This is a genomic window from Pseudoalteromonas sp. SANK 73390, assembly GCF_054966645.1.
Genome location: NZ_ARPN01000107.1, coordinates 1 through 17,434 on the forward strand (window position 1 = coordinate 1; position 17,434 = coordinate 17,434).

10 protein-coding genes are annotated in these 17,434 nt (G+C 40.2%); 4 read left to right on the top strand and 6 right to left on the bottom strand.

Annotation, left to right across the window (positions count from 1 at the left end):
* Positions 1 to 3,096: efflux RND transporter permease subunit (locus SANK73390_RS13425; protein ID WP_462766520.1), on the bottom strand; the 3,096-nt coding region annotated here is incomplete at its 3' end.
* Positions 3,096 to 4,118: an efflux RND transporter periplasmic adaptor subunit gene (locus SANK73390_RS13430; protein WP_462766522.1), complete on the bottom strand. Its 1,023-nt coding sequence runs from the start codon at positions 4,116 to 4,118 to the stop codon at positions 3,096 to 3,098. The genes SANK73390_RS13430 and SANK73390_RS13425, both read right to left, overlap by 1 nt.
* 582 nt (positions 4,119 to 4,700) lie before the next feature.
* Between SANK73390_RS13430 and SANK73390_RS13435 the strand changes: the two genes are divergently transcribed.
* The 3 genes from SANK73390_RS13435 to SANK73390_RS13445 all read left to right on the top strand — a co-directional run bounded on the left by SANK73390_RS13435 (position 4,701) and on the right by SANK73390_RS13445 (position 10,897).
* Positions 4,701 to 6,569: a methyl-accepting chemotaxis protein gene (locus SANK73390_RS13435; RefSeq protein ID WP_462766523.1), complete on the top strand. Its 1,869-nt coding sequence runs from the start codon at positions 4,701 to 4,703 to the stop codon at positions 6,567 to 6,569.
* A gap of 189 nt (positions 6,570 to 6,758) precedes the next feature.
* Positions 6,759 to 8,654 carry a ligand-binding sensor domain-containing protein gene (locus SANK73390_RS13440; RefSeq protein WP_462766524.1) on the top strand — a complete coding sequence of 632 codons (1,896 nt, stop codon included), beginning with the start codon at positions 6,759 to 6,761 and terminating at the stop codon, positions 8,652 to 8,654.
* Positions 8,655 to 8,818: 164 nt separating this feature from the next.
* Positions 8,819 to 10,897 carry a response regulator gene (locus SANK73390_RS13445; RefSeq protein WP_462766525.1) on the top strand — a complete coding sequence of 693 codons (2,079 nt, stop codon included), beginning with the start codon at positions 8,819 to 8,821 and terminating at the stop codon, positions 10,895 to 10,897.
* A gap of 314 nt (positions 10,898 to 11,211) precedes the next feature.
* On the opposite strand, the gene upp is transcribed toward SANK73390_RS13445, so the two are convergent.
* The 4 genes from upp to SANK73390_RS13465 all read right to left on the bottom strand — a co-directional run bounded on the left by upp (position 11,212) and on the right by SANK73390_RS13465 (position 15,244).
* A complete protein-coding gene (gene upp, locus SANK73390_RS13450; protein WP_261592409.1) occupies positions 11,212 to 11,841 on the bottom strand; it encodes a uracil phosphoribosyltransferase in 630 nt (209 codons plus the stop codon).
* A 12-nt stretch (positions 11,842 to 11,853) separates the two neighbouring features.
* Complete coding sequence (locus SANK73390_RS13455; protein WP_462766526.1) at positions 11,854 to 12,402, bottom strand: NAD(P)H nitroreductase; 549 nt, start codon at positions 12,400 to 12,402, stop codon at positions 11,854 to 11,856.
* An 86-nt stretch (positions 12,403 to 12,488) separates the two neighbouring features.
* Entirely contained in the window at positions 12,489 to 13,142 is a 654-nt protein-coding gene (locus SANK73390_RS13460; RefSeq protein WP_462766528.1) for an HvfX family Cu-binding RiPP maturation protein, read from the bottom strand.
* A gap of 140 nt (positions 13,143 to 13,282) precedes the next feature.
* A complete protein-coding gene (locus SANK73390_RS13465; protein ID WP_462766530.1) occupies positions 13,283 to 15,244 on the bottom strand; it encodes an FAD-dependent oxidoreductase in 1,962 nt (653 codons plus the stop codon).
* Positions 15,245 to 15,509: 265 nt separating this feature from the next.
* Here SANK73390_RS13465 and sppA point away from each other — a divergent pair, with 265 nt between their 5' ends.
* Complete coding sequence (gene sppA / locus SANK73390_RS13470) at positions 15,510 to 17,378, top strand: signal peptide peptidase SppA (protein ID WP_462766572.1); 1,869 nt, start codon at positions 15,510 to 15,512, stop codon at positions 17,376 to 17,378.
* Positions 17,379 to 17,434 lie beyond the last annotated feature (56 nt).

The window sequence follows — 17,434 nt, forward strand, 5'->3', positions numbered from 1 at the left end:
ACTTGGGGCCCTTGCTAACTCAGCTTCAAGACGTGTCGTTTCATCGGCTCTGGGCTTGGTAAAACGCGCCAAACCCAAATAAATAACGGGTGTTAAGAATAAAGTATAAAGCACTGAGATTCCTAACCCTCCAAATACAACCCAACCAATTGCGTTACGCGCCTCAGCGCCAGCGCCCGTGGATAAAATAAGAGGTAACGCACCCAGTAAAGTCGAGAATAATGTCATAGCGATTGGACGAAAACGCACTATAGCAGCTTGTAAAATAGCCGACTCAACATCACTGCCCCGATCTCGTAACTGATCTGCAAATTCTACCAATAAAATTGCATTCTTAGCCAACAGTCCAATCAACATTACCAAGCCAATCTGCGAGTAAATATTTAAGCTCGTGCCAGATAGCTTTAACGCTAAAATTGCAGCCGCTATACCAAATGGTACAGTAAGCATCACAACGACCGCGCTATTGATACTTTCAAACTGAGCAGCTAATACAAGCAGCACAATGACAAATGCAAGCACATAAGTTAACAAAACTTCATAAGCCGTTTCTTGATAAGTGAGCGCTTCGCCTTTAAAAGCTAGATCAATACCTTGTGGTAGCTTTTCATGAGCAACACCTCTAATTATTTCAACCGCTTCACTCATCGCCATGCCTACTGGCAGCTCTAAATCTAATTCAATTGCCCGCCGCTGTGCATAGCGCTCTAGCTCAGCAGCAACACCCTCCTCTGCTAAGCTGGCAATACTTGACAATGGCACTAGCGCACCAGTATCGCTTTTAACATACAAGTTTGCTAAATCAGATGGAGTTTGGATCATATAATTCTGTGCTTGTAGAATAATGGGGATAGATTGATCGCCCACATTTAGATCCGCAATATCATCGCCATTAATTGCCACCCTTAATGTGGTAGCAATGTCGCTCAACTGTACACCTAAATCTTCTGCTCCTCGACGGTCTATGTTAACTCGCAATTGTGGTTGCGAAGGCTGATAAGAAATATTGGCTTTACCAAATTGCGGATAAACCTTTTCAAGCTCGGCACTAAACAACTGAGCCGCCTTAAATATATTTAAATAATTATCGCCCAGCAATGCCAGCTCTATACCGCCTCCTTGCCCTCTTAGGTTCAAACTGTTTGAACCAAACGCTCTCGCTGGAGCACCTGGAACTTGCCCCAAAGGTCCACGTATCTGATTAATAATCTGCTGTTGAGATAGTGCCCGTTCAGACCAGTCTTTTAGTGGTACAGTAATAAATACAATATTTGGATCCCACTGGCCTACAACCGTATAAATGGAGTCTATCTGCTGTTGCTCTACATAAGGTAGTAGCACGTCTTCCATAGCTTTTGCTTGTCGGTCCATAAAGTTCAGCCCTACACCATCAGGGCCCCGAGCGAAGATGCGAATACTGCCTCTATCCTCTTGCGGTAATAACTCACTTTTTATTTGCGTATACAAAACACCTGATGCGGTGGCCAAAATAGCGCATATAAACAGAGTCAACCATGCATGCTTCAAAACCCAGCTAATCATCACACCATAACAATCAACGCATTTGTTACCAAAAGTACTGAATAAATGCGTTCCAGACTTGACTTTTTTAGGCAAACGAGACGTTAGTGCTGGTACCAATGATAGCGCGACGAATGATGAGATGATCACAGCACCAGCGAGTACGCCCCCAAACTCTCGAAATAATCGACCCGCTGTTGATGGCAAAAATGCGATGGGAACAAATACCGCAACTAACACAGCTGTGGTGGCAACTACGGCAAAAAACACTTCTCTTGTTCCTAGCACCGCAGCGGCTCGACTGGCTAAGCCTTGTGCTTTGCGTCGTTGGATATTTTCGCTAACAACAATGGCATCATCCACAATTAGCCCTGTCGCTAAAACCAAGGCAAGTAACGTTAATATATTAATGGAAAAACCAAGTAACCAAATAATAGCGACCGAGCCCATTAACGACATCGGAATAGCTATTGCGGGTACAATTGTCGCCCGCCATGAACCAATAAACACCCATAATGTAATGACCACGAGTAAGATTGTGATAAGCAAAGATTGCAACACTTCATCCACCGAACCTCGAATAAACTGTGCGTCATCTTGGGTGATACTGATGTTCAACTCTGGAAACCGCAATGCTTGGCGTGCAACTAACTTTAATACTTCATCTGAAATTTCGATAGTATTTGAGCGTGCTTGTCGGATCACTTCTAACCCAATTACCGGCTGCCCGTCTAACCGTACCATATTACGTGAGTCTGCTGGGCCAAAGTAAACCGACGCCACATCGCCTATGCGCGTACTTCCTTCAACAATCATCGCACTAACTTGTTCAGCGGTAATAGAAGTAGCATCCGCTCTGACAATAAGCTGTTGATCTTCAGACTTCAAACTCCCTGCTGGCACATCAAAAGGGGCTTGTTCCAATACTTTGGCAACTTGTGCCACTGATAAGCCGTAGCTTGTGAGTTTCAAAGGTTCAAGCGCAACCCGCAACACTCGCTCTCTATCGCCATTGAGCCTAACATCTGCCACACCAGGGATTGTCAAAAATTGCGGCGCTAAATCTCGCTCGACCCGCGCTGTGAGTGATTCCATATCTAAAGTGTCACTACTGACCGTAAGGCTCACCACAGCTTGTGCATCATTGTCCGCTTTAATTATCGACACCCGCTCTACCTCTTGAGGTAACTCACGTTGCACACGACTCACAGCTTCTCGGGTTTCGTTCGCAGCATATTCAATATTGGTACCAGGTCTAAACTCGACCACAATGCGGCTAGAGTTTTCCTCGCTTTGAGCACGAATAGACTGCACACCTGATACTCTCGCCGCAGCTCCTTCGAGCTTGCTTGTAACTTCCGTATCGATTGTTTCTGGTGAACCGCCAGGAAAGGAAGCACTAATAGTTAAGCGTGGCCTGTCAACATCAGGGAGTTCTCTTACTTCAACGCCACCAAGAGCTGCCACACCTGCGATAATAATCAATAAATTCAGTACTACAATAAGCACTGGTCTGCGTATAGCAAGTGAGGGTAAGTCAGATAAGTTGCTACTTGATAAATGTTTATTAGACATTAGTTTACCTTCGCTAATTGCGGACTAACTTCTTGGCCTTCACGCAGGCGTTGCACACCCTCTACAACCAGCATTTGTTGATGTTGTATATCACCATCCACCAGCACTTGGTTGTTTTGACGCTGAATCACTTGCACATTAACACGTTTCGCAACCCCTTGTTTCTCAACCCAAATATAAGGCCCTATTGGGCCCCACATCAATGCTGCTTCAGGAATAGCAGCATAGCGTTGCCCTAAGTTATTTAGTACAACTTTAAAGCTCATGCCTGGTAGGTATATATCTTGCTCATTATTTAGTTCAGCTCGTATTCGAATAGTACGCGTATTCGCGTTCACCCTTGAGTCAATCTGACTAATAGTGGCTTGCAATTGATTTTGATTTTCTTGCCAAGGTGATACTTGTACTTGCGTACTATCTTTGAGCATTTCAAGTGCAAGTTCAGGCGCTTTAAAATCGATATAAAGTATGGACCTATCATCTAAAGAAACTAACTGTGTTTGATTTGTTACCCAGTCACCGACTTCAATATCACTAATTCCAACAACACCTGAAAAAGGCGCAACAACTCGGTGATCTTCAATATCATTTTGTGCTTGAATTAATGCAACTTCAGCCAAGGCAACCTGTGTTTTAGCGTCATCAAGAGCGCTTTGTGTTGTGGCACCATTTTTGATGCTATCTTGTAAGCGTGTTAGTGCTCGTTGCGCGTTTCCTAATTGAATTTTTGTTTGTAATGCTTGAGCTTGCTCTTTTCGATCGTCAAGCTGAAATAGGGTATCGCCTTTGGCTACTTTGTCTCCACTTTTAAAAGATACTTGTGTCACTCTATCTGCAACCGTTGGAAATAAAGTAACTGAGCGCTTTGCTTCTGATGTACCTACAGCAGTTATTTGTTGCTGTGTTGCAGCAAACTGCACAGGGGCTGTGATAACAACAGTAGCTGGACGCTTATCTTGACCCTGTACTGCTGTTGCTATGGCGCTAAGTAAAAGGGCTAATATTAATGAGCGTGACTGCATGTGCTTCCCTAAATGATGATGCTTAAAAATATAATACGTTTAAATGCGGTAGTTTAGATCTGCCACTAGGTAGCTTTATAGCTGAGCAACCTGTTCAAAAACAAATGCTTTTACACTACTTTACATAGCATGTAGGCCTGAAATTTTAATCATAACGCCGCTCTATCACTCACTCGATAAAGTGCTACCATAAAATAAATCACTGTCACTGAGTCAAAAATAGAGCAACCTCACTAAAAGTCACAAAAAAACTGTTCTGCTTTTTTAAGTACTCAGTCACTTAATTACAACGAAAATATAACCGTAAAAGCGTACCAGACAACCAATTAAATCAGTCATTAGTGCTATTTAAAAAACTAATCAATAAGGCAAAGTCAATTCTCAAGACATTTCCTATACCAAACAAATTGGTCATTACTAAATCAACCATTGATAGGTAACAAGCTTGTTACATAAATATGTGATGCAATTTAATCTAACTGTTTAAAGTTTTGCGATATCTGGTACATTAAAGCAAAACTAACATTGCAAGTTTTTGTTAATGTTTTACATTTATATGATGTCGGGTGTTGGAGATGTGCTGTGAAGTTCAAACACAAAATTGTTATTGTATCCTCGTTGGTCTTGTTTGTTGCGCTTAGCGTTTTATCTATTAAACAATACTTTTCTATTAAGCAAAATCTAGAACTTCAAGTCAGTCAAAGTGTCAACGAAATAATTCAGGGGATTAGTAATACAGTTACTGCGCAAATGCAAGGTAGTATGGACTTAGCATCATTAGCAACTTCACTCATTTCAGAAACTGACTCCTTGCAAAGCGCCTACCCTATTTTGTCTCAGCCGAAACTCACTGAACAATTCTTATTAATTGGATATGGCCAAGAGAGTAATGGCAAATATATAGCAAGTGATCCAAATTGGAACCCAGGCCCCACATGGGACCCTCGAAAGCGGCCTTGGTACACCGACGCTAAAAATGCAGGCAAGTTAATCGTCACAGCCCCATATGCCGACTCAGTTAGTAAAGAAATAGTAGTGTCAGTGGGTACACCCGTAAACAAACAAGGTCGCTTTCACGGCGCAATCTTTTATGACGTTAGCTTGGCCAAGCTTGGTGATATGATAAATTCATTTAATTTATTTGATGCTGGTTTCGCATTTATGGTCAGCACAGACGGAACTATTATCTCGCACCCTGATGTTAGTTTAAATGGAGATGAAGCCAGCAAGTTTTTGGGTGATACGGCATTTAGCCAAGATTTACAATACATTACACTCGATAATACCGAGTACTTAATTGATTTTCAAAAAGTTGATGGTTTTGATTGGCTGGTTGGTATTGCGCTGGAAAAAAAGAAAGTGTTTGCTGCTGTATCTGAAGTGACACAAGACTCTATCACATTTACTGCATTGTTCGTCTTTATTAGCGTTGTTGTCCTGTCTTTTGTGATCAATTTATTACTTAAACCACTTTCAGAAATTAATGATGCCATGGCCAATATTGCCAAAGGCAATGCGGATTTAACTGTAAGACTCAATACTAATAGCGACCCTGAGTTTGCTTCATTGGCAGAAAACTTCAACCTGTTCGCCGCGCGCTTACAACAGTTGATCGCTGATATTCAAGTCCTCGGCCACGAAATTCTTGAAGATGCCAAACAAACGTCCTCTGGTGCTAACCAATCTAGTAACGCTATTTCAAGGCAATTAGAGTCTTTAACTTCTTTGGCTACAGCAACAGAGCATATGTCAGAGACAGAACAACGCGTCGCTAACTCAGCGCAAGAGGCCGCTGAAGCAATCCAAAATACAGATAGCGCAGCCGTCGAAGGTCAGAAAATCGTCACGCAAACCACTGATACAATCGCACATCTATCTGAACAAATTTCTACCGCAGTTGAAGTAGTAAATGCTTTGGAAGTATCCACCAGCGGAATAGAGCAAATACTTTCTGTTATTAATGGCATAGCAGAACAAACCAACCTCCTTGCGTTAAATGCCGCTATTGAAGCTGCTCGTGCCGGTGAGTCTGGTCGAGGTTTTGCAGTAGTTGCAGATGAAGTACGAACGCTCGCACAACGTACACAAGAAGCAACGACTGAAATTAAAACTATGATTGACCAATTACAAGCAGGTGCCGTGAACGCGGTACAAGTAATGAAACAAAGTCAGAGTCTGGTTGAAAAAACTGTAGGTAAAGCAGATGAAACTAGCGACTCTCTACAAGCTATTCGTGCCGCTATTGAGCATATCGTGCAACTTAATTTGCAAATTGCTGATATGCTCAATGAACAAAGGCAAGTAGTCAGTGAAGTCAATAATAATGCAATGGAGATCCGCAACATCTCAGACATGGTGTTTAATGAGGCGAAAACGGTTGATCATACAATGAAAAGTCAAGTGGAAAAAATTGCCGAACAAGAAAACATGCTAGAACAATTCAAAGTTTAGTTTCCTTATTTAACGATTAATTCAACAGTCAGGTTTGATAAATGACACACATTCAACCTGACTAATGGAAAACACGCTATAAACTTAAGCATGTTGAAAATCTTAGAAATAGAAATCATCGCAGACATAAACTAGGCTAATAATACTGACTATAAACGTTCCAATTCACAATAGACTTAAAAATAATTTATGAATAGATTTTTAGTTGTTGCATTTTTACTATTGGTTACTTTATTTCCAAGTTACATTTTTGGTCAAATACCCTTACTGGCGAACGAGTACTCAGTTAAAAAACTGACTGCTGAAGACGGTTTCGTTTCTTCAGAAATATACTCCATCATTCAAGATCAACAAGGGTTAATTTGGTTTGGCACTGCTGAAAATGGTGTCATGCGTTTTGATGGCCGTAAAGTCACATTATTTGAATTTGATAGTATGAGCAATAATGGCCTATCCCATAATGATGCAGGCAATCTCCTCTTAGACCATTATGGTAATATTTGGATTGGAACTTGGGGTGGTGGGGCCAACCGTTACAATCCACAAACAGGCCAATTTGAAAACTTTATCAATGACCCAAAACGGCCTAGTTCAATTTCAGCGAACCGTATTCAATCTCTGCATCACGACAAAGAAGGCATAATTTGGTTAGGCTCATATGACCAAGGATTAAATCGCTTTTTGAACAACAATCAATTTGCGCATATCAAAAAAGGTAATACTGACATACCTGGACTTTCTCACAACCGCGTCTGGGACATAGAGAGTCACGACCGAAACTCACTTTGGGTGGCTACCAGTTATGGTCTGAATTTATACAATAAGAAAACAAACGCATTCACTTACTTCTTTCCAGAACCAACTAACAAAACCCCTACAGGTGCCAACGAAATTCGTCATATTTTAAAAAGCCGTGATGGAAAAATTTACATAGGCACTCAACAGGGCCCCTTTCTTTTTGACCCACAAACACAAGAGTTCAGTCCAATTGGCATAGTTAAGAATGAAAACTTAGGCCAAGTTAACTCGATGATAGAAGATCAAGATGGCTTTATTTGGTTTGTTACAAGTAACGGTGTTTTTAGACTCTCAAGCACGAATCAAGAATTGAAACAACTTGACCTAGAGCACAATAACGGATTACGAATTATTTTTGAAGATAATGCTCGTACACTGTGGATAACAAATGAAGTACAAGGTATATATAAACTTGTACGTCATAGAAAATTTAAATCACTCCAACATCCTGAATTAAGTGCACCCAATGGTATTTTATCCGACAAAGACGGAAACTTATTAATTGCGAACTCTAAGTCAGAAATATTCAAATGGCTCGTATCCACACAAAACCTAATTAAGCTATCTGGGGCTATTTTTTCCGAAGAAAATGGCTTTGATAATAACCGATTGTTAGAGCGGCCGGTGCTGTTTTTAACTAATGATAACGTTTTGTGGGTTGGCCAAGACGAAGGACTTGCCAAATTTAACCTTGATACTAATCACGCAAAGATAATTACTTACCCAACTACGAATCCTAATCTCAAAGAGTTTAGAGAGATCAGAGCACTAAATGCAGACAAGCATGGAAAGCTTTGGATAGGTACTTATAAAAATGGCGTTTATATTTATGACCCATTACAAAACTCGTTCCAGCATTTAGGGGCCTCTTATGGACTATCACACCCAGAAGTCCTTGAAATATTTAAAGATAAAAATGAAAATATATGGGTCGGTACTGGTGATGGGATAAACCTGTGGCAAGCGCATACAAAATCTTTTTTAGCATTGAAAAGTAATCGATATAAACAAGACAGCTTGTTAGGCAATATCGTGCAAGATATTCATCAATCTAAAGATGGTAAAATTTGGATTGCAACACAAAAAGGGCTCAATTTATATCAACCTGAAACACAAAGCTTTAAACATATCAGCAAACAAAATGGCTTGCCCACCAACCTTATTCGCGCGGTTTCCGATGACAACGAAGGAGAGTTGTGGTTAACAACAAATAAAGGAATATCTAAATTTTCACCCACCAAAGGAAAATTAAAAACTTTGATAGTCAAGATGGTTTACTCGGCCTAAATTATTATTCTGGTAGTTTAGTTAAGGGCAGCGACAATATATTATTCACAAGCAGCCAAAGGGGCATTGAATATTTCAGTACTCACTCTTTAAGCTCCAACCAAGCCGACCCAAATATTGTCCTAACTGGTTTCAATATTCTGGGCCAACCAGTTAAACTTGATGTGCCCTACTCTTACGTTACTGATATTCAAATTTCTTACTTAGACTATGTATTTTCATTAGAGTTTTCTGTATTGGATTTCATCTCCCCTCAAAAGAATCAATATGCATATAAACTAGAGGGCTATGATGAGCACTGGATAGAGATTGAGAATCGTAATGTAGCAACATTTACAAATTTAGATGGTGGCTCATATCGATTTTTAGTTAAAGCAACAAATAGCAACGGTGAATGGTCAAAAAACATACTTTCCGTAAATTTACATGTTGCTCCTCCATTTTGGCAAACTTGGTGGGCATACTGCTTATATATTTTAGCTTTTACATCTATCATTGCGACTGTGATTTACCTCAGAACTCGATTACAACGGTTAGAAATAACAAGGCAAAAACAATTTGTTTCCCAACTCGAGCAACAAGTGTCACAAAAAACAGCTTCACTGGAAGCTCAAGCAGAAGACTTAGCCGCAGCGCTGGAAAAAGCTGAAGAAGCAACTCAGCTTAAATCTGACTTTTTAGCAAATATGAGCCATGAGATCCGCACCCCAATGAATGGCGTAATCGGTATGCTAGAACTACTCAAAGCAGGCCAACTTAGCGCCGAACAAGCTCATGCCGTCAATGTGGCTAGTACCAGTGCCAGCTCACTCCTAACGCTGATCAACGATATTTTAGACTTTTCAAAAATAGAAGCAGATAAACTTGAAATTGAGTATATCGATTTTGATTTTAGAGAGCTTGTGGAACTACTTGCAGAGTCAATGGCATTAATAGCGCAAAGTAAAGGCGTTGAAATAGTACTTGATTTGGCGGATATTAATACGCCCATAATACGTTCAGACCCTAATAGGATCAGGCAAATTCTGAGTAACTTATTAAGCAATGCCGTCAAATTTACTGAACAAGGCGAAATCGTCATTGTCGCAAAGCTTAAACCAATGAATGATACTGAGCAGTACCTTTTGAGTTGTCAAGTTTTCGATACAGGTATCGGTATCCCCGATAATAAGCTAGGTACTTTGTTTGATACCTTTAGCCAAGTAGATGCTTCAACAACACGCAAGTATGGTGGTACAGGTTTAGGGCTTAGCATCACTAAACGTTTATGTCAGTTACTCAATGGCGATGTAACGGTGTCAAGTGAAGTAGGTGTGGGTAGTTGTTTTACTGTGACATGTGTCGTCAAAATTTCAGAACCTAAAAAGCCATATAATATAGAAAACCTCAGACTAGAAGTGCTCATCATCGACGCCAATCAATCAAGTCGACATGCGCTACGAAAACAACTTAAGCTGTGGGGTGTTTCAGTCACTGAAGCAATTACCTCTAAGGCTGCATCTCAAATACTTAAAGAGCGTAAAATATCAAGCTCAACACCTTTTGATATTGTTTTGCTTGATAGGCACTTAATCGCGTTAGAGAATGACAGCTTTGCGCAAGAGCTTAAAGTGAATAATCCGTTAAGTAAAACTAAGTTAATAGTAATGACTCAAGTTGAAGAATACTATACACAAGGTAAAGCAGTGCCATTAAATATTGCATCCTACCTTTGCAAACCGATAACTCAACTCGCTTTATTGAACGCTTTAGCGGCTGCCTGCCCAAATTTAAAAGCTTTACTTAAACAACATCAGTTAATAAGCAATGATAGTAAAAAATCAACATTGAATACCCTCAGTGCAGATTGGGCCAACGATATCAATGTGCTACTTGTAGAAGACAATAAAATTAATCAACTGGTGGCGTTAAAAGTGCTCAATAATATAGGCGTCGAGGTTAAAGTTGCAGAGAATGGATTGCAAGCAATCGAATTAATTGGTAAATCTGCAGACACAAAACCATTTCATGCGGTACTAATGGATTGCCAAATGCCAATCATGGATGGTTATCAAGCGACTCGTAATATTCGCGATGGGCAGGCTGGACAGAGAAATAAATCTCTACCAATTATAGCTATGACCGCTAATGCTATGCAAGGCGATAGACAAAGATGCCTTGATGCAGGAATGGATGATTACATTACTAAACCTATTTCCGCAAAGCAAATACAAGACAAGTTAAAAGAATGGGTAACAAAGTAGCGTGATGAAATTAGGTGATAATTAGTCCATCCTGAAACCAACTTAATTGTTTGAAGATTTAAACGACCTTACTACCCTGAAATTGTAACTTTTCTGAATCACGCAGCCAAAACATTACAATTTTAGTATAAAAATGAAACCAAAATCGCCCCTCACACACCACAAAAATGATGATATGAAATTGAACTCGTTGATATTTTTCCATCGAGTCTTGAGTGAATGAAACTTGCAAAACTCATTAATTGGCAACGGTTGAGGTCGAATTTAAACAACACTATAGCGATAAAGGCTTCATACCTAAAAGGTCACATGCGCTAAACAGTGCCAAATATTTTATCACCCGCGTCTCCTAAACCAGGCACAATGTAGCCGTGCTCGTTAAGATGACTATCCAGTGAAGCAGTATAAATTTCAATGTCAGGATGCGCATCTAAAGTCGCTTTAACTCCCTCAGGTGCCGCGACTAACACAATTGCTTTAATATGGGTGCAACCCGCGCTTTTTAGCATGTCAATGGTGGCAATCATTGAGCCTCCAGTGGCTAGCATTGGATCTATTACCAAACTTAAGCGTTGCTCAATTTTACCAACTAACTTTTCAAAATATGATACTGGCTCTAGCGTCTCTTCATTTCTTTGTAGTCCCACTACACTCACTTTTGCAGACGGTATTAGCTCCATCACGCCATCCATCATGCCTAATCCAGCGCGTAAAATTGGTACAACGGTTATTTTTTTACCTTGCAATTTATTGACTTCAATATTGCTGCCCTCCCAGCCTTTTATAACACTGGCTTGTAATGGCAAGTCTTTAGTCGCTTCATAAGTAAGTAACGTACCAATTTCACTAACTAACTCACGGAAGCTTTTTGTACTAATTCCATATTCTCGTAGTAATGCTAATTTATGTTGTAACAATGGATGATCAATAACATGTAGTGACATAACAGCGCCCTCTTATAGCTCTTTGAAAAATGTTTCAGGTTTATGGCGTACAGGTTTTGTACAATCAACAGTTGGAGTACCTAAGTAAAGATAACCAATAATTTCATCTTGCTCATTTAAACCTAGTAAAGATTTAACCTTAGGGCTTTGCGCATAATAGCCTGTTCGCCAAACACCTGATAAGCGTTGCGCAAATGCCGCTTGCTGCATGGCAAGGACACTACATGCTGCACTTTGTATTTGCTCAATACGGGGAACTTTTGGATGCTCTTTATAAGGCGATATAGCAATAATGATCATCGGTGCCCGCTGTGGTAACGACTTAGCACGGCTGATCGTGCGTTCACCTTGCTGCTCTTCCACAGCTGCTTGGTGGTATATTTCGCCGAGCTTATCACGAGCCAGCTCATCCACAACAATAAACTGCCACGGGGTTAAGCCACCATGATCAGGCACTTTAAGGGCTGCTTTTTTTATTACTTCTAGCTGCTCCGTTGACGGACCAGGAAAAGATAAGTTACTGTCTGATTGACGTGTAGTGAGTAATTCGATGGCATCCATGTGTATATACCTTTCATTCATTATTTCAATTGTGAATGAGAATACCATCGTAAACGCTTATCATCTATTGTAGATGTGTTTTTTCTTTAACTTTCAACCCTGTGTTTATTTAAATAGCGCTTTAGCCAATGATCAACGCTGACAAATCGCCCCCCTCCTGTAAACAATAGGCTTAATAACATAGCAAAATATATCGCGGCAAATTCAATACCGTTATTTAAAATAACCACACTGCCTTTTTCATATAAATAGTCAGGATAGCCGTGAGTATCGACTAAAGCCTTAATTCTATCTAGGCGCAGTGCTACTTGTTCGCTATTTTCTAAACTTTGCTGTGCTGCAGGAACTCCAAACCAATCAAACACCTGTGCAGCACTCGTTTGCGGATTGCTAGGTGCAACCGAAAACCAACCGTTGTCCCAATGCACCGTCGTTGCTGCAATAAACATGGTAAATAATAAAGGAATTGATACAAGACGAGTAAGAAACCCAATTAGCAGTAACCAACCACCTAAAAACTCACTCCAACCAGCTAAAAAGGCCAATAAATCAGGAAATGGTAGCCCTAACCCCCACTGTTCATTACCAAACCAAGCAACGACATTTTCATCTGCTAGTAGACTACTAGGAAAGCTGACATCACTATTGGCAATATTGAGTTTGTTGTAGCCGGCAATGATCATTACTGGTGCAACAATCAACCTCAAAATTAATGCTGGTGCGCCATCTAAAAAGCGCATTTTGGAAACTATCGAGCTATAAGTTTTATAAAGTGTACAAAGCATGAACGGCCTTTTCTATAAATCAAAAATAATATCAATTACTAGTCTAGACCGCTCTATTGTTTTATTCATTGCAAACTTAATTGCAAAACTTAGTGTTAAATCAATCGCGCAGCTTGTAATGCTTCGTAAATAGCACGTTTGGCATCGATTGCACTGGCTAGTTTCGCACCGCCAATTACATGGTGATGACTAGGCAAACTCTCTTTGTCAAACAGCTGATCATTGGATACCTGGCCAATACACGCGATGACAGTGTCTACATCTAACCATTTCTCCTGACCAGCTTGCTTGATAAGCAAACCTTTATCTGAAAAAGCGATATATTCACACTCTGAAAGTTGCTCAACATCATGTTGCTTGGCAACTTGGCGATGGATCCAGCCTGTTGTTTTACCCAAATCACTACCAAAACGACCGGGGCTACGTTTGAGCATGTAGAGTTTTCGAGGGTCTTTAATCGGGTTAGCATCGCACTCTATTCCCCAGTGGTGTTTAAACTCTTCGATTGACTGCTCAGGCTTTTCAGCCAAAAAAGCGACCATATCGAAGCCTATACCACCAGCACCTAAAATAGCGATTTTATTACCTAGCTCAACTTCCTTGCGGATCACTTCATCGTATGCAAATACGCGTCGACCATCGCTGCATTCAATGTTAGACATTCTAGGGCTCACACCTGTCGAAAACACAACATCGTCATACTGCTGTGACATCGTGTCTTCATATGCTGTATTCAGTTCAATATCTACATTTAAACGTTTTAATTCAGACAAATAATAAGCCAGCGTCTTTTTAAAATCTTCTTTGCCAGGTATTTGCATTGCCAAATTAAACTGACCACCAGGGTGACTATTTTTATCTATTAATTTAACTTCATGCCCTTTATCCGCAAGGTAATAACTTGCAGACAACCCTGCAGGACCGGCTCCAACAACTAGAACGCGTTTTTTCTTAGCTGTTTTTTCAAGTGGGTAATCAAGCTCAAAACCTGCTTGTGGATTAACCAAACAAGTTGCTCTTTTACCCTTAAAAACATGATCTAAGCAACCTTGGTTGCAGCCAATACAGACATTTATTTGTTCACTATGATTGGTGGCATATTTATTAAAAAAGTCAGGATCGGCTAATAACGGGCGTGCCATCGAGATTAAGTCTGCTTCTTGGTTGTGCAAAATATCATTTGCAATATCAGGTGTATTGATACGGTTTACAGCAATAACTGGCACATCAACAACATCTTTGAGGCGTTTAGATGCTTCCTTAAAAGCACCAGGAGGAACCATGCTGGCAATCGTCGGCACTCTCGCCTCATGCCAACCAATACCTGTGTTTAAGATATCAACGCCCGCAGCTACCAGTGCTTTTGCTTGTTGTGTCACTTCCTTAGCCGTCGAGCCATTAGGGATCAAATCCATGACAGATAGCCTAAAAATAATCAAAAACTTATCTGAAACAACCGCACGCACCGCCTTAACAGTCTCAACAGCTAAACGCATACGATTTTCTAAAGTACCACCATATTCATCAGTACGTTTATTAGTATGATTTGCCATAAACTCATTAATCAAATATCCTTCTGAGCCCATGATTTCTACGCCATCATATCCTGCTTTTTGGGCCAGCTTAGCTGAATGAGCAAAGTCTTTAATGGTACTTTTAATCATCCCTACAGACATTGCTTTAGGTTTATATGGATTGATTGGTGCTTTGATTGCACTTGGTGCTACATTAAATGGATGATAAGCGTATCGGCCAGCATGCAACAGTTGCAGGCAAATTTTAGCGCCGTGTTTATGCACGGCCTGAGTATACGCTTTGTGCTTAATTACATCATAAATTGAATTAAAAGAAGATGAGATAGGCGTTAACTTACCACGTAAGTTTGGGCTATAACCGCCTGTTATAAGTAACCCAGTTCCCCCTTTTGCACGTGCTTCATAAAATGCACTTAATCGCTTACGATTATGCCAACCTTCTTCTAAGCCTGTATGCATCGAGCCCATAACCAAACGGTTTCTAAGCTCGGTGTGTTTTAATTCTAATTGTTTTTCTAACATTATTTGCCCCAACTAACTGGTCTAACCTGTGCAACATTAACAATTTTCTATAAATTAGCAAGCATCACCTCAAAGTAAATTAATTGTTGACATAATGGACCAGTTGATCAATTAAATTTCTTTATAGATTTTATGCGCATTTTCCACCCAAAATGGAATGTATAAATACTTCGTTACGTTTTTGTGGTAACACCCAAATACAATCTGAGTTATCATAATTATATATATGGTAGGCAGTTCTTTTTTATGAGGATTAATTTTGAATCTGATTAGTAAATTTTTTAAAGCCTTATGGCATGGCCTGAATTTTTCACGCCGTTTAATTTTAAATTTGATTTTTTTCGTGATAATTGTTGCTGCACTTGTCGCGCTATTTAGTAGTGATGAAAAGATCACCGTTGCCGACAATAGTGTGTTAAAGCTCAATTTAAATGGCTTTTTAGTAGAAGAGCTCACATACATAGACCCTATAGACGCTGCATTTCAAGATATGCGTGATTCAGGTGACCAACCAAAAGAAATATTACTAGATGATGTTTTACAGGTGATCAACCGAGCAACGACAGATGAGAGCATTCAAGTCTTACTTTTGGATATCGGCAATTTATATGGTGGGCACTTAGATAAGCTTGAAGTAATTGCTCAAGCTATTGATGAATTTAAAGCTGCTGGCAAAAAAGTTATTGCGCATAGTGCTTACTATAATCAAACGCAGTACTACTTAGCGGCACATGCTGATACTATCTCACTACACCCATACGGTGGAGTAAAAATAAAAGGTTTCGCATCTTACCCCATGTATTTTAAAGACGCACTGGATAAACTGAAAGTTACCCAGCATATATTTCGCGTTGGGACATATAAGTCAGCCATCGAACCGCTTATTCGTAACGATATGTCTGATGCAGCCAAAGAAGCTAATCGCTTATGGCTTGGTGAACTTTGGCAACAATATAAAGTTCAAGTAAGCGAAGCTCGTCAATTTGGCTTAGACAATTTTGACGAAACACTTGATGCCTATCAGTCTAAAATACAATCTGTGCATGGCGACTTTGCCCAATACGCATTAGCTAATGGTTGGGTTGATGAACTTAAAACTGACCAACAACTTCAAGCTGAACTTATTGAACTCGTTGGTTTGAACGACAGCGGTAAAACATTCAAGCAAGTGTCTTTTTATAAATATTTAGAAATGATCAAACCGCCTGTGCAGTTTGACAATCCAGTGACTGAAAAAGTGGCAGTTATCGTCGCGCGCGGAGCTATTGAGGATGGTAAGCGCAAAGCAGGTACAATTGGGGGGGACTCAACCGCAGCATTACTAAAAAAAGCGCGTCTTGACGATAAAGTAAAAGCTGTAGTGCTTCGTATTGATTCTGGCGGTGGTAGCATGTTTGCGTCAGAAACCATCCGCAATGAAGTACTTGCAATTAAAGCAGCAGGTAAACCTGTTGTTGCCTCCATGGGCTCGGTTGCTGCATCAGGTGGTTATTGGATTGCGGCCTCTGCAAATGAAATTTGGGCTGCCCCAACGACTATTACAGGCTCTATCGGTGTCTTTGGGGCGCTGTTAACTTTAGAGAACTCACTCAAAGAACTTGGCATCTATTCTGATGGTGTGTCAACAACTGAACTTAATGCTATTTCCATAACCCGTGGTATCGACCCTCAACTGGCTGACATCTATCAATTGAGCGTAGAAAACTCATACGACAAGTTTATTTCTATGGTAGCAATGGAAAGAAGTATTGATAAGGCGGCTGTTGACAAAGTGGCTCAAGGGCGTGTGTGGACTGCAACACAAGCTAAAGAATTCGGCTTAATTGACAAGCTTGGCTATAAAGCCGATGCCATAAAAGCTGCGGCTAAACTTGCTAATCTAGACTTTTATGATGTGATAACAATACAGCAAGAGTTATCTGAAAAAGAGCAACTCATACGCGAGGTATTTGGATCCGCTATGGTACAATCTGCTTTGTCTGATATAAAGTTAACTACACCTATTAGTGTATTAACAAATGGCTACCTTGCACCAATCACCTCACAGGTAGAGAAAAACCTATCTATTTTAAACCAATTTAACGACCCAAATGGCACCTATGTACGGTGCTTGGTGTGTGAAGTGAGTTTCTAACTGCCAAAGTGATGCTGCAGTTGATATACTTAGCCCAGAACATATTCTGGGCTTTT